The sequence below is a fragment of the Streptomyces sp. NPDC057638 genome, from assembly GCF_042800315.1.
Taxonomy (GTDB): Bacteria; Actinomycetota; Actinomycetes; order Streptomycetales; family Streptomycetaceae; genus Streptomyces.
Genome location: NZ_JBHVHF010000047.1, coordinates 15,283 through 35,674, shown reverse-complemented (window position 1 = coordinate 35,674; position 20,392 = coordinate 15,283). Strand labels below are relative to the sequence as shown.

Below are 20,392 nucleotides of genomic sequence, written 5' to 3'. Positions count from 1 at the left end.
CGGGAGCGCGGGGCCGGAGCCGTCCGGTGAGACGTGGGCGCGCGGACTACAGTCCGGCGGCGGTGCGCAGGGCGTCGACGCGGTCGGTGCGCTCCCAGGTGAAGTCGGGCAGCTCACGGCCGAAGTGGCCGTAGGCGGCGGTCTGGGTGTAGATCGGCCGCAGCAGGTCGAGATCGCGGATGATCGCGGCCGGGCGCAGATCGAAGACGGCGGCGATGGCCCGCTCGATCTTCTCCACCTCGATGGTCGCGGTGCCGAAGGTCTCGACGAAGAGCCCGACCGGCTCGGCCTTGCCGATCGCGTACGCGACCTGCACCTCGCAGCGCGCCGCCAGGCCCGCCGCGACGACGTTCTTGGCCACCCAGCGCATGGCGTACGCGGCCGAGCGGTCCACCTTCGACGGGTCCTTGCCCGAGAACGCGCCGCCACCGTGCCGGGCCATGCCCCCGTACGTATCAATGATGATCTTGCGGCCGGTCAGGCCCGCGTCACCCATCGGACCACCGATCTCGAACCGGCCCGTCGGGTTCACCAGCAGCCGGTATCCCTCGGTGTCGAGCTTGATGCCGTCCTCGACCAGTTCCTTGATGACGTGCTCGACCACGAACTCGCGGATGTCGGGAGCGAGCAGCGAGTCCAGGTCGATGTCCGACGCGTGCTGCGAGGAGACCACCACGGTGTCCAGGCGGACCGCCTTGTCACCGTCGTACTCGATGGTGACCTGCGTCTTGCCGTCCGGGCGCAGATACGGGATGGTCCCGTTCTTGCGGACCTCCGACAGCCGCCGGGAGAGCCGGTGCGCCAGGTGGATCGGCAGCGGCATCAGCTCCGGCGTCTCGTCGCACGCGTAGCCGAACATCAGCCCCTGGTCACCAGCGCCCTGCCGGTCCAGGTCGTCACCCTCGCCGGCGGCGCCCTCCACCCGCGCCTCGTACGCGGTGTCGACACCCTGCGCGATATCCGGGGACTGCGCCCCGATGGAGACCGACACACCGCAGGACGCGCCGTCGAAGCCCTTTTTCGACGAGTCGTAACCGATCTCCAGGATCGTGTTGCGGACCAGCGTCGGGATGTCGGCGTACGCCTTCGTGGTGACCTCGCCGGCCACATGGACCAGACCGGTCGTGATCAAGGTCTCCACGGCCACACGGGAGGACGGGTCCTCCTTCAGCAGGGCGTCGAGAATGGTGTCGCTGATCTGATCGGCGATCTTGTCGGGGTGACCCTCGGTCACGGACTCCGAGGTGAAGAGACGGCGGGACACATCGCTCCCTGGGGTTGCAGCGGCTGCTGGCTGATCATTGTTGGACCGGCAGGGGGCTGCGCCCCGCGACGTTCCGTGGGCCAGTTTATCCGCCGACCTGCGGCAGCGGTCCACCCGTCTCGCGGTACGGGTGTCAGGGGTACCTCTGACGAGATGCCCGTGGTATGGCGTTCACCTGCGACTGGACCACTGGTGAGCAGGGCGGGGACGAGATCCGGAACCCGGCGCGTCCCCGTGATTCCCCTACAATTCAGCACTTTCAAGGATGACGTGATTGTCACACCATACGAGGGGTGACCAGGTCCCAGACGGTGTCCGCGAGGGCCTCCTTCGGCCCGTGGGGCACCGGGGTCTCCGTGCCGTCGGCGGCGAGGACCACGGCCTCGTTCTCCTCGGAACCGAAGGTCTTGCGCTCCCCCACCTCATTGACGACCAGCAGGTCACAGCCCTTGCGCCGGAGCTTGGCCCGGCCGTTGGCGAGCACGTCGTCGGTCTCGGCGGCGAAGCCGACGACGATCTGGCCCGCCCGGGGCCGCGCGGCGGCGATCTCGGCGAGGATGTCCGGGTTGCGGACCAGGGCGAGCGGAGCGGGCTCCTCCCCGTCCCGCTTCTTGATCTTCCCGCTGGCGTAGTCGGCGGGACGGAAGTCGGCCACGGCGGCGGCCATCACCACGGCGTCCGCGTCCGGGGCGGCCGCGAGGACCGCCTCACGCAGCTCCACGGCGGTCCCGACCCGTACGACATCGACCCCGGCCGGATCCGGCAGCTGGGTGTTCGCGGCGACCAGGGTCACCCGGGCCCCCCGGGCCGCGGCCGTACGGGCGAGGGCGTACCCCTGCTTACCGGAGGAACGGTTGCCCAGGAAGCGCACGGGGTCCAGCGGCTCCCGGGTACCGCCCGCGCTGATCACGACATGCCGTCCGGCCAGATCAGCCGTGAGAGAGCCCCGGGCGAGCACCCGGCGGCAGACCTCGAAGATCTCGGCCGGGTCCGGCAGCCGCCCCTTGCCGGTGTCGACACCGGTCAGCCGGCCCACGGCGGGCTCGATGACGATCACACCACGGCGGCGCAGCGTGGCCACGTTCTCCTGGGTGGCGGGGTGCTCCCACATCTCGGTGTGCATCGCGGGGGCGAGCACGACCGGACAGCGCGCGGTCAGCAGCGTGTTGGTGAGGAGGTCGTCGGCGAGGCCATGGGCGGCCTTGGCCAGCAGATCGGCGGTGGCGGGGGCGACGACCACCAGATCGGCGCCCTGCCCGATCCGGACATGGGGCACCTCGTGCACATCGGACCAGACCTCGGTGGAGACGGGCTGTCCCGAGAGGGCCGACCAGGTCGCCTCGCCCACGAAGTGGAGCGCCGAGGCGGTCGGCACCACACGGACTCCATGACCGGACTCCGTCAGCCGTCGCAGCAGCTCACACGCCTTGTAGGCGGCGATGCCCCCGCTGACGCCCAGGACGACCCTCGGCTTCGCGGGCTGCTGCGGCTGCTCCGTGTGGTCCACGTTGTCTCCCCTGTCTCGGACGGCCTCCCCGGTACCGGTCGGCTCTCCCCTATGACACACCACAGGCCCGGCGGACGGTGCCGCCGGGCCTGTGATGAAGGTGAGGAGTGGGTTACTGCGCCGGGCCGTCGACGGCCTCGGAGGTCAGCAGACCCGCGTTGATCTCGCGCAGCGCGATCGAGAGCGGCTTCTCGTGAACGTGGGTGTCCACCAGCGGACCGACGTACTCCAGCAGGCCCTCGCCCAGCTGGGAGTAGTACGCGTTGATCTGACGCGCCCGCTTGGCCGCGTAGATCACGAGGCTGTACTTGGAGTCCGTGGCCTCCAGCAGCTCGTCGATCGGCGGGTTGATGATGCCCTCGGGCGCGGTAATGGAAGAGGACACGCTCTACCTTCCGAAAGATGGGAAAAGCTCGAACGGTGTGCGGCTGCGGAGATCGATCTCCGGACGGCCCCGGGGTCTCACTCCCCGGTACCGGGACGTCACTCCCCGGTGGACACCGTCATCAAGGCTAGCAGCTCACGGGCCACGTCCTCGACGGAGGTGTTCACCAGCGTCGTGTCGAACTCCGACTCGGCCGCCAGCTCGACCTTCGCGGCGGCGAGTCTGCGCTCGATCACCTCGGGCGACTCGGTGCCCCGGCCGGTGAGCCGGCGGACCAGTTCGTCCCAGCTCGGCGGGGCCAGGAAGACCAGCTGGGAGCCCTCCATGGACTCCTTGACCTGCCGGGCACCCTGGAGGTCGATCTCCAGGAGCACCGGCTCGCCGGACTCCAGCCGCTTGAGGACCTCCGCCCGGGGGGTCCCGTAGCGGTTGCCCGCGAACTCGGCCCACTCCAGCAGTTCGCCGTCGGCGATCAGCCGGTCGAACTCCTCGTCGGTGACGAAGTAGTACTGGACGCCGTGCCGCTCACCGGGGCGCGGCTTCCGGGTGGTGGCCGACACCGAGAGCCAGACCTCGGGGTGGACCTTGCGCATATGCGCGACGACCGTGCTCTTGCCGACCCCGGAGGGGCCGGAGAGCACGGTCAGCCGCTGACGTACTTCTGCTGCCATGGCAGCGATTATCCAGGTTCCCGGGCGTGCCCGAGAACGTCAGGCGGGGCCGCCGCCGAACTCGCGCTCCAGGGAGGCGATCTGGTTCGAGCCGAGACCTCGTACCCGGCGGCTCTCGGAGATACCGAGCCGCTCCATGATCTGCTTGGCGCGGACCTTGCCCACGCCCGGCAGGGACTCCAGCAGGGCGGAGACCTTCATCTTGCCGATGACGTCATTCTCCTGACCCTGCTTGATCACCTCATGGAGTGAGGCGCCGGAGTGCTTGAGTCGATTCTTGACCTCGGCCCGCTCCCGGCGAGCCGCGGCGGCCTTTTCGAGCGCGGCTGCGCGCTGTTCAGGGGTAAGGGGCGGAAGAGCCACGCCTACGTCACCTCGGATGTCGAACTGTCGGATACGGACCGGTGAGGAACCTAGTCGCCCCACACCAGGGGAGCAACGAGCAACGCAGTGCACGTTCGCTCTTCGACGGAGACTAGCGGCCATCACCGCTCCAGTCAGCGAGAACAGACGAAAAGTCCTGGTCAGCATCGACCGACCAGGACTTTTACGGCATATCGCATGAGTTTTCCGCCAACATTTGAGTGGGCGGAGGGGGGTGGCGAACGCGGGTGAGGAGCGCGGGTGGGCGTTGACCCCTACGGGGGGTCTATGGAACATGCCGGTCCGCTCGTGGAGATCTTCCGTGGGATCGCGCCCGGACGCTCCCGTGCGGGCCTGGACGCGGGCCCGCCACAGCACCGGCGGGCAGGCTCGCCGGTGCTGTGGCGGGATGAGGGGCGCGGACACACCTGTCCGGCCACAGCACTAGGCCAGAAGGAACGACCTACGCCGCGGGGAGGGCCGCGCGGGTGGCGGTGGTGAAGCGGGTCGCGGCGGCGCGCAGGGCGGACACGTCCGGCCCCGCCCGCAACACGCCCCGGCTCACGCTCGGGAGCACGGAGGAGACCGCCGCCCCGAAGACCCGGGGCAGGTCCTCCGGCGTGGCCCCCTGCGCCCCGATGCCCGGCGCGAGCAGCGGCCCGTTGATCCCCAGATCCACCCCGGCGTCGCCCAGCGTGGCCCCGACGACCGCGCCGACGGAGCCCAGCGGCGCGGCCCCCGCGTTCTCGGCCGCGATGTGGTCCAGCATCAGCTGGGCCAGCGAGCGGCCGTCGGCGGCGGTGGCGCGCTGGACCTCGGCGCCCTCGGGGTTGGAGGTCAGCGCGAGGACGAAGACACCCGATCCCGCCGCCGCGGCGGCGTCCAGCGCCGGGCGGAGCGAGCCGAAGCCGAGGTAGGGCGAGACGGTGACCGCGTCGGAGAAGAGCGGCGAGGCCGGGTCGAGGTAGGTGGCGGCGTAGGCGGCCATGGTGGAGCCGATGTCGCCGCGCTTGGCGTCCATCAGCACCAGCGCGCCCGCCGCGCGCGCCTCTTCGACGGCCTTCTCCAGGACGGCGATCCCGCGGGAGCCGAACCGCTCGAAGAAGGCGGACTGGGGCTTGAGCACGGCGACCCGGTCGGCGAGCGCCTCCACCGTGGTGCGGGTGAAGCGCTCCAGGCCGGCGACGGTGTCATCGAGACCCCATTCCGCCAGCAGGGTGGCGTGCGGGTCGATGCCGACACAGAGCGGGCCCCGGGTGTCCATGGCGGCGCGCAGCCGCGCGCCGAAGGGCACGGGGGTGGGCAGGGGCGCGGTCATGCGGCGGTCTCCTCAGCGGCGCGGGAGCGGCGGACATCGGCGCCGACGGCCTCGGCGAGGGTGGCGTGCGGGCTGGCCGCGAGCCGGGCGGCGAGGCCCTTGTGGACGGCGCGGCTCCAGAAGGGGCCCTCGTAGACGAAGGCGCTGTAGCCCTGGACGAGGGTCGCCCCGGCGAGGATCCGCTGCCAGGCGTCCTCGGCGGTCTCGATCCCGCCGACACCGACGAGGGTGATCCGGTCGCCGACGCGGGCGTAGAGGCGGCGCAGCACCTCCAGGGAGCGCTCCTTCAGCGGCGCGCCGGAGAGTCCGCCGGTCTCGCTGGTGAGCGCGGCCGGGGAGCGCAGGCCCTCGCGGCCGATGGTGGTGTTGGTGGCGATGATCCCGTCGAGGCCGAGTTCGACGGCGAGGTCGGCGACGGCGTCGATGTCGGCGTCGGCGAGGTCGGGCGCGATCTTGACCAGCAGAGGGACGCGGCGGCCGGTGACCGTGCGGTCGGCGGCCTCGCGCACGGCGGTCAGCAGCGGCCGCAGCGACTCGGTGGCCTGGAGGTTGCGCAGTCCGGGCGTGTTCGGCGAGGAGACGTTGACGACGAGGTAGTCGGCGTGGCGGGCGAGCCGCTCGGTGGAGGTGACGTAGTCGGCGACGGCCTCCGATTCGGGGACGACCTTGGTCTTGCCGATGTTGACGCCGACGACGGCCTTGAAGGCCGGGCGGCGCTCGCCCAGGCGCTGGGCGACGGCGGCCGAACCCTCGTTGTTGAAGCCCATCCGGTTGATCAGGGCCCGGTCGGGGACCAGCCGGAAGAGCCGCTGCTTGGGGTTGCCCGGCTGGGCCATGGCGGTGACGGTGCCGATCTCGACATGGTCGAAGCCGAGCATGGTGAGCCCGTCGATCCCGGTGGCGTTCTTGTCGAAGCCCGCCGCGAGCCCGAAGGGGCCGTGCATCCGCAGGCCCAGGGCCTCGGTGCGCAGTTCCTTGTGGCGGGGCGCGAGCACGGCGGCGGCGAAGGTCCGCAGCACGGGGATCCGCGCGGCGAGCCGGATCCAGCCGAAGGCGAGGTGGTGGGCCCGCTCGGGGTCCAGCCGGGTGAAGACGAGGCGGAAGAGCAGTCGGTACATGGTGGGGGTCCTCAGTGGTCCGCGGTGATCTGGGGGCGGGGGCTCATGAGAAGGGGGACACCGCCGGGCGGTGTCCCCCTTCCCGCTTCCTAGTCGCGGGCCGCGGTCAGTCGTTCGGCGTGTTCCTGGAGGGAGCGGACACCGACGTCGCCCCGGTGGAGGGCGTCGATGCCCTGCACGGCCGCGGCGAGCGCCTGGACCGTGGTGAGGCAGGGTACGGAGCGGGCCACCGCCGCCGTACGGATGTCGTAGCCGTCGAGGCGGCCACCGGTCCCGTACGGGGTGTTGACGATGAGGTCGACCTCGCCGTCGTGGATCAGCTGGACCACGGTCCGCTCGCCGTTCGGGCCCTCGCCCTCGCTGTGCTTGCGGACGACGGTGGCGTTGAGGCCGTTGCGCTTGAGGACCTCGGCGGTGCCGGAGGTGGCGAGCAGCTCGAAGCCGTGGGCGACCAGCTCGCGCGCCGGGAAGATCATCGAGCGCTTGTCGCGGTTGGCGACGGAGATGAAGGCGCGGCCCTTGGTCGGCAGCGGCCCGTACGCCCCGGCCTGCGACTTGGCGTAGGCGGTGCCGAAGACGGAGTCGATGCCCATGACCTCGCCGGTGGAGCGCATCTCCGGGCCGAGGACGGTGTCGACGCCCCGGCCGTGGATGTCGCGGAAGCGCGACCACGGCATCACGGCCTCCTTGACGGAGATCGGCGCGTCCATCGGCAGGGTGCCGCCGTCGCCGCTGGCGGGCAGCAGCCCCTCGGCGCGCAGCTCGGCGATGGTGGCGCCGAGCGAGATCCGGGCGGCGGCCTTGGCCAGCGGCACCGCGGTCGCCTTGGAGGTGAAGGGGACGGTCCGGGAGGCGCGCGGGTTGGCCTCCAGGACGTAGAGGATGTCCCCGGCCATCGCGAACTGGATGTTGATCAGTCCACGGACCCCGACACCGCGGGCGATGGCCTCGGTGGAGGCGCGCAGCCGCTTGATGTCGAAGCCGCCGAGCGTGATGGGCGGCAGGGCGCAGGCGGAGTCGCCGGAGTGGATCCCGGCCTCCTCGATGTGCTCCATCACTCCGCCGAGGTACAGCTCGGTGCCGTCGTAGAGCGCGTCGACGTCGATCTCGATGGCGTCGTCGAGGAAGCGGTCGACCAGGACCGGCCGGCTGGGGCTGATCTCGGTGGACTCGGCGATGTACGTCTGGAGCCTGGCCTCCTCGTACACGATCTCCATCCCGCGCCCGCCGAGGACGTACGAGGGGCGGACGAGGACGGGGTAGCCGATCTCGTCGGCGATGGCCTTGGCCTCGGCGAAGGTGGTGGCGGTGCCGTGCTTGGGAGCGGGCAGGCCCGCCTCCTGGAGTACCCGGCCGAAGGCGCCGCGGTCCTCGGCGGCGTGGATGGCCTCGGGCGAGGTGCCGACGACGGGGACGCCGTTGTCCTTGAGGGCCTGGGCGAGGCCGAGCGGGGTCTGGCCGCCGAGCTGGACGATGACGCCCGCGATCGGCCCGGCCAGCGACTCGGCGTGGACGATCTCCAGGACGTCCTCCAGGGTGAGCGGCTCGAAGTAGAGCCGGTCGGAGGTGTCGTAGTCGGTGGAGACGGTCTCGGGGTTGCAGTTGACCATCACGGTCTCGTAGCCCGCGTCGCTGAGCGCGAAGGAGGCGTGGACACAGGAGTAGTCGAACTCGATGCCCTGCCCGATCCGGTTGGGCCCGGAGCCGAGGATGATCACCGCGGGCTTCTCGCGCGGCGCGACCTCGCTCTCCTCGTCGTAGGACGAGTAGAAGTACGGGGTACGGGCGGCGAACTCGGCCGCGCAGGTGTCCACGGTCTTGTAGACCGGGCGGATGCCCAGCGCGTGGCGCACCTCGCGGACGACGTCCTCGCGCAGGCCCCGGATCCCGGCGATCTGCGTGTCGGAGAAGCCGTGCCGCTTGGCGTCGGCGAGCAGCTCGGGGGTGAGCTCCTCGGCGGCGGCGAGCGCGTCCGCGTGCTCCTTGATCAGGAAGAGCTGGTCGACGAACCAGGGGTCGATCCGGGTGGCCTCGAAGACCTCCTCGGGCGTGGCGCCCGCGCGGATGGCGGCCATCACGGTGTTGATCCGGCCGTCGGTGGGACGGACGGCCTCGCGCAGCAGCTCGGACTTCTCGCCGGTGGGAGCGGTGAAGTCGAACTGGCTGCCCTTCTTCTCCAGCGAGCGCAGGGCCTTCTGGAGCGCCTCGGTGAAGTTGCGGCCGATGGCCATGGCCTCGCCCACCGACTTCATGGTGGTGGTGAGGGTGGCGTCGGCGGAGGGGAACTTCTCGAAGGCGAACCGGGGCGCCTTGACCACGACGTAGTCGAGCGTCGGCTCGAAGGAGGCCGGGGTCTGCTCGGTGATGTCGTTGGGGATCTCGTCCAGGGTGTAGCCCACGGCCAGCTTGGCGGCGATCTTGGCGATGGGGAAGCCGGTCGCCTTGGAGGCCAGCGCGGAGGAGCGGGAGACCCGGGGGTTCATCTCGATGACGATGATCCGGCCGTCGACCGGGTCGACGGCGAACTGGATGTTGCAGCCGCCGGTGTCGACGCCGACCTCGCGGATGATGGCGATGCCGATGTCCCGCAGCCGCTGGTACTCACGGTCGGTGAGGGTCATCGCCGGGGCGACGGTGATGGAGTCACCGGTGTGGACGCCCATGGGGTCGAAGTTCTCGATGGAGCAGACGACCACGACGTTGTCGTGCTTGTCGCGCATCAGCTCCAGCTCGTACTCCTTCCAGCCGAGGATGGACTCCTCCAGGAGCACCTCGGTGGTCGGGGAGAGGGTCAGGCCCTGGCCCGCGATGCGGCGCAGCTCGTCCTCGTCGTGGGCGAAGCCGGACCCGGCGCCGCCCATGGTGAAGGAGGGGCGGACGACGACGGGGTAGCCGCCGAGGGTGTCCACGCCCGCGATGACCTCGTCCATGGTGTGGCAGATGACCGAGCGGGCGGACTCGCCGTGGCCGATCTTGGCGCGGACGGCCTCCACGACCGCCTTGAAGAGGTCGCGGTCCTCGCCCTTGTGGATGGCCTCGACGTTGGCGCCGATCAGCTCGACACCGTACTTCTCCAGGACGCCCTGATCGTGCATGGCGATGGCGGTGTTGAGCGCGGTCTGGCCACCGAGGGTGGGCAGGAGCGCGTCGGGGCGCTCCTTGGCGATGATCTTCTCGACGAACTCGGGGGTGATCGGCTCGACGTACGTGGCGTCGGCGATCTCCGGGTCGGTCATGATCGTGGCCGGGTTGGAGTTGACCAGGATCACCCGCAGGCCCTCGGCCTTGAGGACGCGGCACGCCTGGGTGCCCGAGTAGTCGAACTCGGCGGCCTGGCCGATGACGATCGGGCCCGAGCCGATGACCAGGACGGACTGGATGTCGGTGCGCTTAGGCACGCTGGTCCTCCATGAGGGAGATGAAGCGGTCGAACAGGTAGGCGGCGTCGTGGGGACCCGCGGCCGCCTCGGGGTGGTACTGGACGCTGAAGGCGGGCCGGTCGAGGAGGCGGAGCCCCTCCACCACGTCGTCGTTGAGGCAGACGTGGGAGACCTCGGCGCGGCCGTAGGGGGTGTCGGAGACGGTGTCGAGCGGGGCGTCGACGGCGAATCCGTGGTTGTGGGCGGTGATCTCGACCTTGCCCGTGGCGCGGTCCTGGACCGGCTGGTTGATCCCGCGGTGGCCGTACTTCAGCTTGTAGGTGCCGAAGCCGAGCGCGCGGCCGAGGAGCTGGTTGCCGAAGCAGATCCCGAAGAGCGGGGTGGAGCGCTCCAGGACCGCCTTGACGACGGTGAGGTCGGCGGTGGCGGGGTCACCGGGGCCGTTGGAGAGGAAGACGCCGTCGGGCTGGATCGCGTACACGTCCTCCACGGTGGCGGTCGCGGGCAGGACGTGCACCTCGATGCCGCGCTCGGCCATCCGGTGCGGGGTCATGCCCTTGATGCCGAGGTCGAGGGCGGCCACGGTGAAGCGCTTCTCGCCGATCGCGGGGACCACGTAGGTCTCGGTGGTGGCGACCTCGGCGGAGAGGTCGGCGCCGGTCATCTGGGGGGCGGCCTGGACGCGGGCGAGCAGCGCGGACTCATCGGCGAGGGAGCCGACCGCGTCGCCGGAGAAGATCCCGACGCGCATGGCGCCGCGCTCACGCAGATGGCGGGTGAGCGCGCGGGTGTCGATGCCGCTGATGCCGACGACGCCCTGGGCGGCCAGCTCCTCGTCGAGGGTGCGGCGGGAGCGCCAGTTCGACGGGATCCGGGCGGGGTCGCGCACCACATAGCCCGCGACCCAGATCCGCTTCGACTCGTCGTCCTCGTCGTTGACGCCGGTGTTCCCGATGTGGGGGGCGGTCATCACGACCACCTGGCGGTGGTACGAGGGGTCGGTGAGCGTCTCCTGGTAACCGGTCATGCCGGTGTTGAACACCGCTTCCCCGAAGGTCTCCCCCACGGCCCCGTAGGCCCGGCCACGGAAGGTGCGGCCGTCCTCCAGGACGAGTACGGCGGGAGCCGGAGCGGCTCCCCGGGTGGAGGTGGTCATCGTGCGCCTTCCGTCGTGCTGTTCGTGTGGTTGAGGGCCGCGACCCACGCGCCGTGCTCGGCGGCGGTCCCGGAGCGGAAACCGGAGTCGATCAGGGTGCCGCCGTGCTCCCAGGTGATGATCAGGAGCCCGCCCTCGGCGAGGACCTTTCCGGCGATGCCCTTGTCGAGCCGGGCCTCGCGCACCGCGTCGGCGGGGATCAGGAAGTCCGTCGCGCCCGGCCGCACCACGTGCAGACCGGCGTCGGTGAGGGTCAGCTCCACCAGGCTGCGGACCCCGAGGCCGTGGGCGACGACCCGGTCGAGCCACTGCCCGGCCGTGGTGCTGCCGTGGTAGCGCCCGGTGAGGGTCAGCCGCGCCGGACCGGGCTCGTCGGGTACGGGTGCCAGCGGCGGCAGCCCGGACTGGAGGTTGCCGCGCCACTTCCAGCCCTGGCGCATCAGCCAGTAGACGACCGCCACGAAGACGATCAGCCCGGCGACCCAGCCGAGGCGGGCCGCCCAGTCGGTCACCTCCGCGGACTTCCGCTCGGCTGCGAACTGGACGGCGGTGAGGTTCAGAGATGTCACGCGAGTTTCCCGTCGACGACCGTTGCCCGGCCCCGCAGGAAGGTGTGGGTGACGCGTCCCGGCAGCTCACGCCCCTCGTAGGGGGTGTTACGGCTGCGGGAGGCGAAGCCCGCGGGGTCCACGGCTCCACGGTATGCCGGATCCACCAGGGTGAGGTTGGCGGGCTCCCCGGCGGCGATGGGACGGCCGTGCCCGGCGAGGCGGCCGATCACCGCGGGCCGGAAGGACATCCGGTCGGCGACCCCGGCCCAGTCCAGCAGCCCGGTCTCCACCATCGTCGCCTGGACGACGGAGAGCGCGGTCTCCAGACCGACCATCCCCATGGCCGCCGCCGCCCACTCGCAGTCCTTGTCCTCGTGCGGGTGGGGCGCGTGGTCGGTGGCGACACAGTCGATGGTGCCGTCGGCCAGCGCCTCGCGCAGCGCCATGACGTCCGTCTCGGTGCGCAGCGGCGGGTTGACCTTGTAGACGGGGTTGTACGAGCGGACCAGCTCGTCCGTGAGCAGCAGGTGGTGCGGGGTGACCTCGGCGGTCACATCGATGCCCCGGGCCTTGGCCCAGCGGATGATCTCGACCGAGCCCGCCGTGGAGAGGTGGCAGATGTGCACCCGGGAGCCGACGTGCGCGGCGAGCAGCACATCGCGGGCGATGATCGACTCCTCGGCGACGGCGGGCCAGCCGCCGAGTCCCAGCTCGGCGGAGACGACGCCCTCGTTCATCTGGGCGCCCTCGGTCAGCCGGGGCTCCTGGGCGTGCTGGGCGACGACGCCGTCGAACGCCTTCACGTACTCCAGCGCCCGGCGCATGATCACCGCGTCGTCGACGCACTTGCCGTCGTCGGAGAAGACCCGCACCTTGGCGGCGGAGTCGTGCATGGCGCCCAGCTCGGCGAGCTGCTTGCCCTCCAGGCCGACGGTGACGGCGCCCACCGGCTGGACGTCGCAGTAGCCGGACTCCTGGCCGAGCCGGTAGACCTGCTCGACCACACCGGCCGTGTCGGCGACGGGGAAGGTGTTGGCCATGGCGTGGACGGCGGTGTAGCCGCCGACGGCGGCGGCCCGGGTGCCGGTGAGGACGGTCTCGGAGTCCTCGCGGCCCGGCTCCCGCAGATGGGTGTGGAGGTCGACCAGGCCCGGCAGGAGGATCCGTCCGGCGGCCTCGACGACCGTCGCGTCCCCGGCTTCGATACCCTCGGCGACCTCGGCGATCGTCTCGCTCTCGATGAGGACGTCGCGTACCTCGCCGCCGAGCACCTGCGCGCCACGGATCAGGATCTTGCTCATGGTTACTTGTTCTCCTCGGTGCGCGCGGTGGTGACGGCGGGTTCCATCCCGCCCAGCAGCAGATACAGGACGGCCATCCGGGTGGAGACGCCGTTGGCCACCTGCTCGACGGCCGTGCAGCGGTCGGAGTCGGCGACCTCCGCGGTGATCTCCATGCCGCGGTTCATGGGGCCGGGGTGCATGACGATGGCGTGTTCGGGCATCCGCGCCATCCGCTGGCCGTCCAGCCCGTAGCGCCGCGCGTACTCCCGCTCGGTGGGGAAGAAGGCGGCGTTCATCCGTTCCCGCTGCACCCGCAGCATCATCACGGCGTCGGACTTGGGCAGTACCTCGTCGAGGTCGTACGAGATCGCGCACGGCCAGTTCGAGGCGCCGACGGGTACGAGGGTGGGCGGGGCCACCAGCGTGACCTCGGCGCCCAGGGTGTGCAGCAGCAGCACGTTGGAGCGGGCCACCCGGCTGTGCAGCACGTCGCCGACGATGGTGATCCGGCGCCCTTCGAGGTCGCGGCCGATGCCCGCGTCCCGGCCGACCAGCCTGCGGCGCATGGTGAAGGCGTCCAGCAGGGCCTGGGTGGGGTGCTCATGGGTGCCGTCGCCCGCGTTGACGACCGCGCCGTCGATCCAGCCGGAGTTCGCCAGCCGGTAGGGGGCGCCGGAGGCGTGGTGGCGGATGACGACGGCGTCGGCGCCCATCGCCTCCAGGGTCAGCGCGGTGTCCTTGAGCGACTCGCCCTTGGAGACCGAGGAACCCTTGGCGGAGAAGTTGATGACATCGGCGGAGAGCCGCTTGGCGGCGGCCTCGAAGGAGATCCGGGTCCGGGTCGAGTCCTCGAAGAAGAGGTTGACGACGGTCCGGCCGCGGAGGGTGGGCAGCTTCTTGATCGGCCGGTCGGCGACGCGGGCCATCTCCTCGGCGGTGTCGAGGATCAGGACGGCGTCATCACGGGTGAGGTCGGCGGCCGAGATGAGATGAGGCTTCATCTGGGGTGCTCCGATGGGGTCGGGCGGGGGCGGGATGCGTCCGGCCGGGGGCACACGAATGCCCGGGGGCGGCGCTTGGGCCGTTCGGGGGTGTTACCGCTCGCTGACGGTGGCGGAATCGCGCGCGTCGGGTGTGTCGCGCCCGTCCCGGGCATCTCGCACACCGAGCAGCACGGTGTCGCGACCGTCCTCCTCGGCGAGCTGGACCCGGACCGTCTCGCGCAGGGACGTGGGCAGGTTCTTGCCCACGTAGTCGGCGCGGATGGGCAGCTCGCGGTGGCCACGGTCGACGAGGACGGCGAGCTGGACGGCGCGGGGCCGTCCGATGTCCCCCAGCGCGTCGAGGGCGGCGCGGATGGTGCGGCCGGAGAAGAGCACGTCGTCCACGAGGACGACGAGCTGGCCGTCGACGCCGGCGCCGGGGATCTCGGTGCGGGCCAGCGCTCGCGCGGGGCGCAGGCGCAGGTCGTCGCGGTACATGGTGATGTCGAGGGAGCCGACGGGGATGGCCCGTCCGGTGATCTCCTCCAGCTTGGCGGCGAGCCGCCGGGCGAGGAAGACCCCTCGGGTCGGGATGCCGAGAAGCACCACGTCGTCCGCGCCTTTGGCGCGCTCGACGATCTCATGGGCGATACGGGTCAGGACCCGCGCGATGTCGGGTGCCTCCAGCACGGGGCGGGCCGCATCGGAGCTGTGTGTGTCCATACGAAAAGGACCTCCTTCTCCGCCTCACGGGACGGACCTTAAAGGACGTCTGGTTTGCGCCGACCACCCTACCAGGGCTTCGGCGACCTCTCTCGCCGGGATTGAGCCCCTCTTTCTGCCGCGCCCATGACAACAGACCGGTCCGGCCCCCTTCGGCTTGACGCATCCAAGTAACGCTGCGTAACCTCACAGTGAGTTACGAGTCGCGCGGCGGAGCCGCACGTTGTCCCAGCGTCCGGGGAGCTATATGTCCAGCGAATACGCAAAGCAGCTCGGGGCCAAGCTCCGTGCCATCCGCACCCAGCAGGGGCTCTCCCTCCACGGCGTGGAAGAGAAGTCCCAGGGCCGCTGGAAGGCCGTCGTGGTGGGTTCGTACGAGCGCGGCGACCGTGCCGTGACCGTGCAGCGCCTGGCCGAGCTGGCCGACTTCTACGGGGTCCCGGTGCAGGAGCTGCTGCCGGGCACCACGCCCGGCGGTGCCGCCGAGCCGCCGCCGAAGCTGGTGCTCGACCTGGAGCGCCTGGCCCATGTCCCCGCCGAGAAGGCGGGCCCGCTCCAGCGGTACGCGGCCACGATCCAGTCGCAGCGCGGTGACTACAACGGCAAGGTGCTGTCGATCCGCCAGGACGATCTGCGCACGCTGGCCGTGATCTACGACCAGTCGCCGTCGGTGCTGACGGAGCAGCTCATCAGCTGGGGTGTGCTGGACGCGGACGCGCGGCGTGCGGTGACGCACGAGGAGAGCTGAGCGGCCTCCCACAGGAGAAACGTCACATCGGGGGGCGGGACGCGGCCGGACAGGCCGCCCCGCCCCCTCCGCGTCCCCGTGGGGGCCGCGGCCTCGGGGTGCGCCTGCCGGGCCTCGGCGGGCGTGCGGTTTCCACCTCCGTGCGGGCAGGCCGTTCCGCCCGCACGGGTGGGGGTCCGGCTGGCCGGTAAGGGGGCTGGGGCGTGCTCCACGGCCTGGGCGGGCGCACCCGGCCGGTCAGTGGGGTGGGCGGTAGCGGGCCAGGACGGGGAGGCTCAGGAGGAGGAGCAGGGCGGGGACGGCGCCGAAGCCCAGCACCACCGACCCCAGCGCCGACCCCGGCTGCGCCGCCTTCTCCGTGGCGTCCGAGGGCACGAACCCGCCGGCCGTCAGCACCAGCCCGTAGACCACGGGCCCCAGCGCGAGCCCCAGCGTCTCCGAGGACATCCAGAGCCCGGTGAGGGCCCCGGCCCTGGGTCGCCCCCGCCGTAGGGTGTCGGCCGCGATGGCGTCGCCGTACAGGGCGATGGGCAGCATCTGCACCCCCGCGTATCCCACTCCGGCGAGGGCGAGGGCGCCGTACACCCAGGCGTCCGGCATGCCGCGGGCCAGGCCCAGCGCGCCCGCGCCGGTCAGGAAGCAGACCGTGGCGGCGAGGGCGGCCCGGCGTTTGCCCGTACGGCGTGCCGCCGCGAGCCAGAGCGGCATGGCGGGCAGCGACGGCAGGATGAGGGCGAGGAAGAGCAGGCTGGTGGCGGCCGGGCGGCCGAGGGTGTAGGTGGCGAAGAACTGGGTGCCCGCGAGCATCGTTCCGGTCGCCACGCCCTGGAGCAGGTTGGCGCCGAGGAGGGCGGTCAGATCGCGTTCGCCGCGGAGCGCCCGTAATCGCACCCGTGTACCGGATTCGCCCGTCACGGCCAGCACGGAGCGTGTCCGTACGGTCGCGGCGAGGGCTCCCGTCATCCCGGCCAGGATCAGGACCGCCGCGGCCAGACCCATCAGCCGGTAGCCGCCCGGGGTGCCGCCACGGTCGTCGTCGACTCCGGCGAGCACGGGCGCGAGGGCGCCCGTGGCGAGGATGGTGACGCAGAGGAAGGCGACCCGCCAGGCCTGGACCCGGGTGCGTTCGTCGGGGTCGGTGGTGAACTCGGCGGGCAGCGCGATGTAGGGCACCTGGAAGCAGGCGAACGCGGTCGCCGTCAGCAGGAAGGCGGCCGTGACGTAGACGGCCGACCCGGTGGGGCCGAGCCCGGTGGGGGCGGCGAACAGGGCGGCGAAGCAGAGCGGCGCGGTGAGCGCGCCCAGCGCCATCCAGGGCGTGCGGGGCCCCCAGCGGTGGCCGGTGCGGTCGGAGAGCCCGCCCAGCCAGGGGCTGACCAGCACCTCCCACGCCTTGGGCAGGAAGACCAGCAGCCCGGCGAGTCCGGCGGCGACCCCGAGGACATCGGTGAGGTAGTAGAGCAGCACCAGCCCGGGGACGGTCCCGTAGGTGCCGGTGGCGAAGGAGCCGAGGCCGTAACCGACGCGGACGCGGGCGGGCAGGGGGGTACGCGGCGGACCGGCCCCCTGTGGCGTGCGGGTCATCGGGGACATGCCGGGAAACCTAGGCCAGGGCCGTCAGACGCCGACAGGCCCGAAGCGGACGATTGTCTCGTCCCTCTTCGGGCCTGTGGCGGCGTGTTTCCGGCGGGCCCTCGGGGCCCCGCGGGCGGGTCCGGCGGCGGACGCCGTACCCGGCGCGGGCCGCCGTCAGTCGCGGCGCAGACTCGGCTTGAGCTCCTTGAAGCGGCCCAGCAGACCGTTCACGAAGGCCGGGGAGTCATCGGTGGAGAACTCCTTGGCGATCTCGACCGCCTCGTCGATGACCACCGCGTCCGGCACGTCGTCCACCCAGACCAGCTCGTAGGCGGAGAGGCGGATGATGTTCCGGTCGACGACCGGCATCCGGTCCAGCTCCCAGTCGACCGCGTATGTGGCGATCAGCTCGTCGATGCGGGTGGCGTGGCCCGCGTACCCCTCGACCAGCTCCATGGTGTACTCGCTGACCGGGGGCTGGCGGGTGTCGTTGCGCGCGTGCCGGACCCAGTCGGCGAGGACGGTGCGCACGGACTCGTCACGCTGGTCGGCCTCGAAGAGGATCTGGAAGGCGCGCTTGCGGGCCTTGGTACGAGCGGCCACGGTTAGCTGTTCACCCGGCTGAGGTAGTCACCGGAGCGGGTGTCGACCTTGATCTTCTCACCGGTGGTGATGAAGAGCGGGACCTGGACGGTGAAGCCGGTCTCCAGCTTGGCGGGCTTGGTCCCACCCGTGGAGCGGTCGCCCTGGAGACCGGGCTCGGTCTCGGCGATGACCAGCTCGACGGCGGCGGGCAGCTCGACGTAGAGCACCTCGCCCTCGTGGGTGGCGACGGTGGCCTCGAAGCCTTCGAGCAGGAAGTTCGCGGAGTCACCGACGGCGGCGCGCGAGACGTGCAGCTGGTCGTAGGTCTGCATGTCCATGAAGACGAAGTAGTCGCCGTCCATGTACGAGAACTGCATGTCGCGGCGGTCGACGGTGGCGGTCTCGACCTTCACGCCAGCGTTGAACGTCTTGTCGACGGTCTTGCCGGAGAGCACGTTCTTGAGCTTGGTGCGCACAAAGGCCGGGCCCTTGCCGGGCTTGACGTGCTGGAACTCGACGACGGACCACAGCTGGTCGTTGTCGAGCTTGAGCACCATGCCGTTCTTGAGGTCGTTCGTGGTGGCCACGGTTGCGGAATCTCCTGGACTGACGCTGGTGGACGACCTCGGGGCCGGGGCCCGCGCTAGAGCGCGAGCAGCTCCTTGGTCGTGATGGTGAGTAGCTCGGGTCCGCCGTCCGCCTCCTGGCGCACGACGAGCGTGTCATCGATCCGGACGCCGCCCCGGCCCGGGAGGTGGACCCCCGGTTCGACGGTGACCGGCACACAAGCGTCCAGTTTACCCATGGCGGCCGGAGCCAACTGCGGGTCCTCGTCGATTTCGAGGCCAACGCCGTGGCCGGTGAGCGGTGCGAGGCTCTCGCCATGGCCCGCCGAGTGCAGGATCTGCCGTGCCGCGCGGTCCACATCACGGTAGGCGGCGCCCGGCAGCAGGGTCTCCCGGGCGGCCCGCTGGGCGGCGAAGACCAGGTCGTACAGCTCGATCTGCCACTCGGCCGGACTGGTGCCGATGACGAAGGTCCGGCCGATCTCACAGCGGTACCCGCGGTAGTCGGCCCCCACACAGACGGTGAGGAAATCTCCTTCGCCGACCCGCCGGTCGGTGGGCCGGTGACCCCGGCGGCCGGAGTTCGGCCCGGTGGCGACGGAGGTAGGGAAGGCGGGCCCGTCGGCGCCGTGGTCGATCAGACGGCGTTCCAGCTCCAGCGCGAGATGGCGCTCGGTGCGGCCCACCAGGATCGACTCCAGCAGTTCCCCGAGGGCCTGGTCGGTGATCTCGGCGGCGATCCGCAGACAGGCGATCTCCTCCTCGTCCTTGACGATCCTCAGCTGCTCGACGGCGAGACCGAGGTCATCGACGCGCAGCCGGGGCGCGGCCGCGCCGACCGCCCGGTAGCGGGCGACGGTCAGATGGTGTTCCTCGACGGCGAGGGAATCGGTTCCCCCAGTACGGGCGAGTTCGGCGGCGGCCACGGCCGGATCGCCGCCGGAGGAGGGCAGCGACGCGATCCTCAGGCCGGGATCCGGGGAGCCGTCGGTGGCGCAGACGCCCGGAGCGTGGGGACAGAACAGCACGTCGCCCCCGTCGCTCCCGGGGCCGAGCAACAGCACGGCCCCGGGTGGCGCGCCGCCCGCGAGATAGCGCACATTGGCGGGCCGGGAGACCAGGGCCCCGGCGCTACCGGTGGCCACGCACCGGTCACGCAGCCGCTCACGGCGGGCGCGGAAGACCTCTGCCATGTTCCGAGCGTACGAGCGGGGGCGCGCTCCGGCCCGGTCAGCGCGTCCGACCGGGGCCGTTCCCCGCCACCGTACGGTGACGAGCCCGCGCGCGAGGCCCCGGTCACCAGGTCGGCGGGGAGGCCACCGAGCGGCCGAGGACCTCGTCGAGCATCCGGGCGGTGGTCTCCACGTCATGGGCGGAGTTGTCGATGATCGGCAGCCCCGATCCGTACCACCCCGCCATCCGGCCGTGGATGGCGGCGACCTCCTCGTCCGAGAGACGGCGGTTGCCGGTGCGCTCGGCGTTGCGCTCCAGGACGGCCTCCAGGCCCGGGAGGAGGACGACGGGGAGCAGCCCGGGGCCGACATGGCGCTTCCAGCCGCCGAGGCCCACCACCGGGCGGTCGGGGAAGACGGCGTCGTCGAGGATGCAGGAGATGCCGTTGGCCAGGAAGTTGCGCGCGGCGAAGCCGCAGGTGCGGCGGGCCAGGCGGTACTGGGCCTCGGAGTGGTCGTTCCAGCCGGACCGGGGATCGGCGAAGCCCGCGCGGACCCACTCACGGACATCGTCGAGGCTGATGTGGGCGGTGGGAACCGGGCGCCGGGCGGCCCAGTGCCGGGCCACGGTCGTCTTGCCCGCCCCCGCCGGGCCGATCAGCAGGACGGCGAGCAGGGGGGCGGGGTGGCGGCCGCCGTCGGCGGGGGGCGCGACGGGCAGGGCCACCGGGGCGCCGGGCGGCAGCTGGATATGGCCGGTGGTGTCGCGGGGCTGTCCCGGCGGGGGGACGGGTGCCGACCCCCAGGGGGGTGGGGGTGGCGGGCCCTGCGGCGGGGGGACGGGGTGGCCCCCGGTGGGCCGTGGACCGGGGTGCGGGGGCGGTGTCCCGAACGGGGGCTGACCGCCGCTGTGGGCGGCCGGTGCCGCCGGGGTGTCGCCCTCGCCCGGGTACGGGCCGCCGCCATCGCGAGCGGCGGTATCGCCCGGGCCGAAAGCGCCGCCGTCGCCCGCGTACGCACCACCGCCGTCGCGCACACCCGGAC

The 20,392-nt window shown here is 71.7% G+C and carries 19 protein-coding genes; 1 reads left to right on the top strand and 18 read right to left on the bottom strand.

Annotation, left to right across the window (positions count from 1 at the left end):
- Positions 1–46: 46 nt before the first annotated feature.
- The 13 genes from metK to pyrR all read right to left on the bottom strand — a co-directional run bounded on the left by metK (position 47) and on the right by pyrR (position 14,702).
- A complete protein-coding gene (gene metK / locus ACFVIM_RS09705) occupies positions 47–1,264 on the bottom strand; it encodes a methionine adenosyltransferase (RefSeq protein WP_384300134.1) in 1,218 nt (405 codons plus the stop codon).
- A 277-nt stretch (positions 1,265–1,541) separates the two neighbouring features.
- Positions 1,542–2,771, bottom strand: a complete 1,230-nt coding sequence (coaBC, locus tag ACFVIM_RS09700; protein WP_384300133.1) for a bifunctional phosphopantothenoylcysteine decarboxylase/phosphopantothenate--cysteine ligase CoaBC — start codon at positions 2,769–2,771, stop codon at positions 1,542–1,544.
- Positions 2,772–2,883: 112 nt separating this feature from the next.
- Entirely contained in the window at positions 2,884–3,156 is a 273-nt protein-coding gene (gene rpoZ / locus ACFVIM_RS09695) for a DNA-directed RNA polymerase subunit omega (protein WP_030620214.1), read from the bottom strand.
- Between the two features lie 98 nt (positions 3,157–3,254).
- Complete coding sequence (gene gmk / locus ACFVIM_RS09690; RefSeq protein WP_384300132.1) at positions 3,255–3,827, bottom strand: guanylate kinase; 573 nt, start codon at positions 3,825–3,827, stop codon at positions 3,255–3,257.
- 39 nt (positions 3,828–3,866) lie between these two features.
- Entirely contained in the window at positions 3,867–4,190 is a 324-nt protein-coding gene (locus ACFVIM_RS09685; protein WP_003956414.1) for an integration host factor, read from the bottom strand.
- Positions 4,191–4,653: 463 nt separating this feature from the next.
- Positions 4,654–5,508 (bottom strand): orotidine-5'-phosphate decarboxylase, encoded by an 855-nt coding sequence (gene pyrF, locus ACFVIM_RS09680; RefSeq protein WP_384300131.1) that lies wholly within the window; start codon positions 5,506–5,508, stop codon positions 4,654–4,656.
- Complete coding sequence (locus ACFVIM_RS09675; protein ID WP_384300130.1) at positions 5,505–6,626, bottom strand: quinone-dependent dihydroorotate dehydrogenase; 1,122 nt, start codon at positions 6,624–6,626, stop codon at positions 5,505–5,507. Before ACFVIM_RS09675 ends, pyrF begins: the two co-directional genes overlap by 4 nt.
- 89 nt (positions 6,627–6,715) lie before the next feature.
- Positions 6,716–10,024 carry a carbamoyl-phosphate synthase large subunit gene (carB, locus tag ACFVIM_RS09670; protein ID WP_384300129.1) on the bottom strand — a complete coding sequence of 1,103 codons (3,309 nt, stop codon included), beginning with the start codon at positions 10,022–10,024 and terminating at the stop codon, positions 6,716–6,718.
- Positions 10,017–11,162 carry a glutamine-hydrolyzing carbamoyl-phosphate synthase small subunit gene (carA, locus tag ACFVIM_RS09665; protein WP_384300128.1) on the bottom strand — a complete coding sequence of 382 codons (1,146 nt, stop codon included), beginning with the start codon at positions 11,160–11,162 and terminating at the stop codon, positions 10,017–10,019. Before carA ends, carB begins: the two co-directional genes overlap by 8 nt.
- Positions 11,159–11,731, bottom strand: coding sequence for a hypothetical protein (locus tag ACFVIM_RS09660; RefSeq protein ID WP_384300127.1), 573 nt, complete (start codon positions 11,729–11,731; stop codon positions 11,159–11,161). The genes carA and ACFVIM_RS09660 overlap by 4 nt, the downstream gene beginning before the upstream one ends.
- Complete coding sequence (locus ACFVIM_RS09655; RefSeq protein WP_384300126.1) at positions 11,728–13,014, bottom strand: dihydroorotase; 1,287 nt, start codon at positions 13,012–13,014, stop codon at positions 11,728–11,730. The genes ACFVIM_RS09660 and ACFVIM_RS09655 overlap by 4 nt, the downstream gene beginning before the upstream one ends.
- Before the next feature lie 2 nt (positions 13,015–13,016).
- Positions 13,017–13,997 carry an aspartate carbamoyltransferase catalytic subunit gene (locus ACFVIM_RS09650; protein ID WP_384300125.1) on the bottom strand — a complete coding sequence of 327 codons (981 nt, stop codon included), beginning with the start codon at positions 13,995–13,997 and terminating at the stop codon, positions 13,017–13,019.
- Positions 13,998–14,090: 93 nt separating this feature from the next.
- Positions 14,091–14,702 carry a bifunctional pyr operon transcriptional regulator/uracil phosphoribosyltransferase PyrR gene (pyrR, locus tag ACFVIM_RS09645; RefSeq protein ID WP_384300124.1) on the bottom strand — a complete coding sequence of 204 codons (612 nt, stop codon included), beginning with the start codon at positions 14,700–14,702 and terminating at the stop codon, positions 14,091–14,093.
- A 247-nt stretch (positions 14,703–14,949) separates the two neighbouring features.
- On the opposite strand from pyrR, the gene bldD reads away from it, so the two are divergent.
- Positions 14,950–15,450 (top strand): transcriptional regulator BldD, encoded by a 501-nt coding sequence (gene bldD, locus ACFVIM_RS09640; RefSeq protein ID WP_153483851.1) that lies wholly within the window; start codon positions 14,950–14,952, stop codon positions 15,448–15,450.
- Between the two features lie 237 nt (positions 15,451–15,687).
- Here the strand turns inward: bldD and ACFVIM_RS09635 are convergent, their stop codons facing one another.
- The 5 genes from ACFVIM_RS09635 to ACFVIM_RS09615 form a co-directional block, all read right to left on the bottom strand.
- Positions 15,688–17,043 (bottom strand): MFS transporter, encoded by a 1,356-nt coding sequence (locus ACFVIM_RS09635; protein ID WP_384300123.1) that lies wholly within the window; start codon positions 17,041–17,043, stop codon positions 15,688–15,690.
- Positions 17,044–17,199: 156 nt separating this feature from the next.
- Entirely contained in the window at positions 17,200–17,628 is a 429-nt protein-coding gene (nusB, locus tag ACFVIM_RS09630) for a transcription antitermination factor NusB (RefSeq protein WP_384300122.1), read from the bottom strand.
- Between the two features lie 2 nt (positions 17,629–17,630).
- Positions 17,631–18,197 (bottom strand): elongation factor P, encoded by a 567-nt coding sequence (gene efp, locus ACFVIM_RS09625; RefSeq protein ID WP_384300121.1) that lies wholly within the window; start codon positions 18,195–18,197, stop codon positions 17,631–17,633.
- 56 nt (positions 18,198–18,253) lie between these two features.
- Positions 18,254–19,369, bottom strand: a complete 1,116-nt coding sequence (locus tag ACFVIM_RS09620; protein WP_384300120.1) for a M24 family metallopeptidase — start codon at positions 19,367–19,369, stop codon at positions 18,254–18,256.
- Positions 19,370–19,472: 103 nt separating this feature from the next.
- The gene (locus ACFVIM_RS09615) at positions 19,473–20,384 is read right to left on the bottom strand and encodes an AAA family ATPase (protein ID WP_384300119.1); all 912 of its coding nucleotides are present in this window, start codon (positions 20,382–20,384) and stop codon (positions 19,473–19,475) included.
- Positions 20,385–20,392 lie beyond the last annotated feature (8 nt).

Coding starts and splice junctions, on each gene's coding strand:
- ACFVIM_RS09675 (WP_384300130.1), bottom strand. CDS start 6,626: ATGTACCGACTGCTCTTCCGCCTCGTCTTCACCCGGCTGGACCCCGAG.
- bldD (WP_153483851.1), top strand. CDS start 14,950: ATGTCCAGCGAATACGCAAAGCAGCTCGGGGCCAAGCTCCGTGCCATC.
- ACFVIM_RS09620 (WP_384300120.1), bottom strand. CDS start 19,369: ATGGCAGAGGTCTTCCGCGCCCGCCGTGAGCGGCTGCGTGACCGGTGC.
- pyrF (WP_384300131.1), bottom strand. CDS start 5,508: ATGACCGCGCCCCTGCCCACCCCCGTGCCCTTCGGCGCGCGGCTGCGC.
- pyrR (WP_384300124.1), bottom strand. CDS start 14,702: ATGGACACACACAGCTCCGATGCGGCCCGCCCCGTGCTGGAGGCACCC.
- ACFVIM_RS09650 (WP_384300125.1), bottom strand. CDS start 13,997: ATGAAGCCTCATCTCATCTCGGCCGCCGACCTCACCCGTGATGACGCC.
- carA (WP_384300128.1), bottom strand. CDS start 11,162: ATGACCACCTCCACCCGGGGAGCCGCTCCGGCTCCCGCCGTACTCGTC.
- gmk (WP_384300132.1), bottom strand. CDS start 3,827: ATGGCAGCAGAAGTACGTCAGCGGCTGACCGTGCTCTCCGGCCCCTCC.
- ACFVIM_RS09635 (WP_384300123.1), bottom strand. CDS start 17,043: ATGTCCCCGATGACCCGCACGCCACAGGGGGCCGGTCCGCCGCGTACC.
- ACFVIM_RS09655 (WP_384300126.1), bottom strand. CDS start 13,014: ATGAGCAAGATCCTGATCCGTGGCGCGCAGGTGCTCGGCGGCGAGGTA.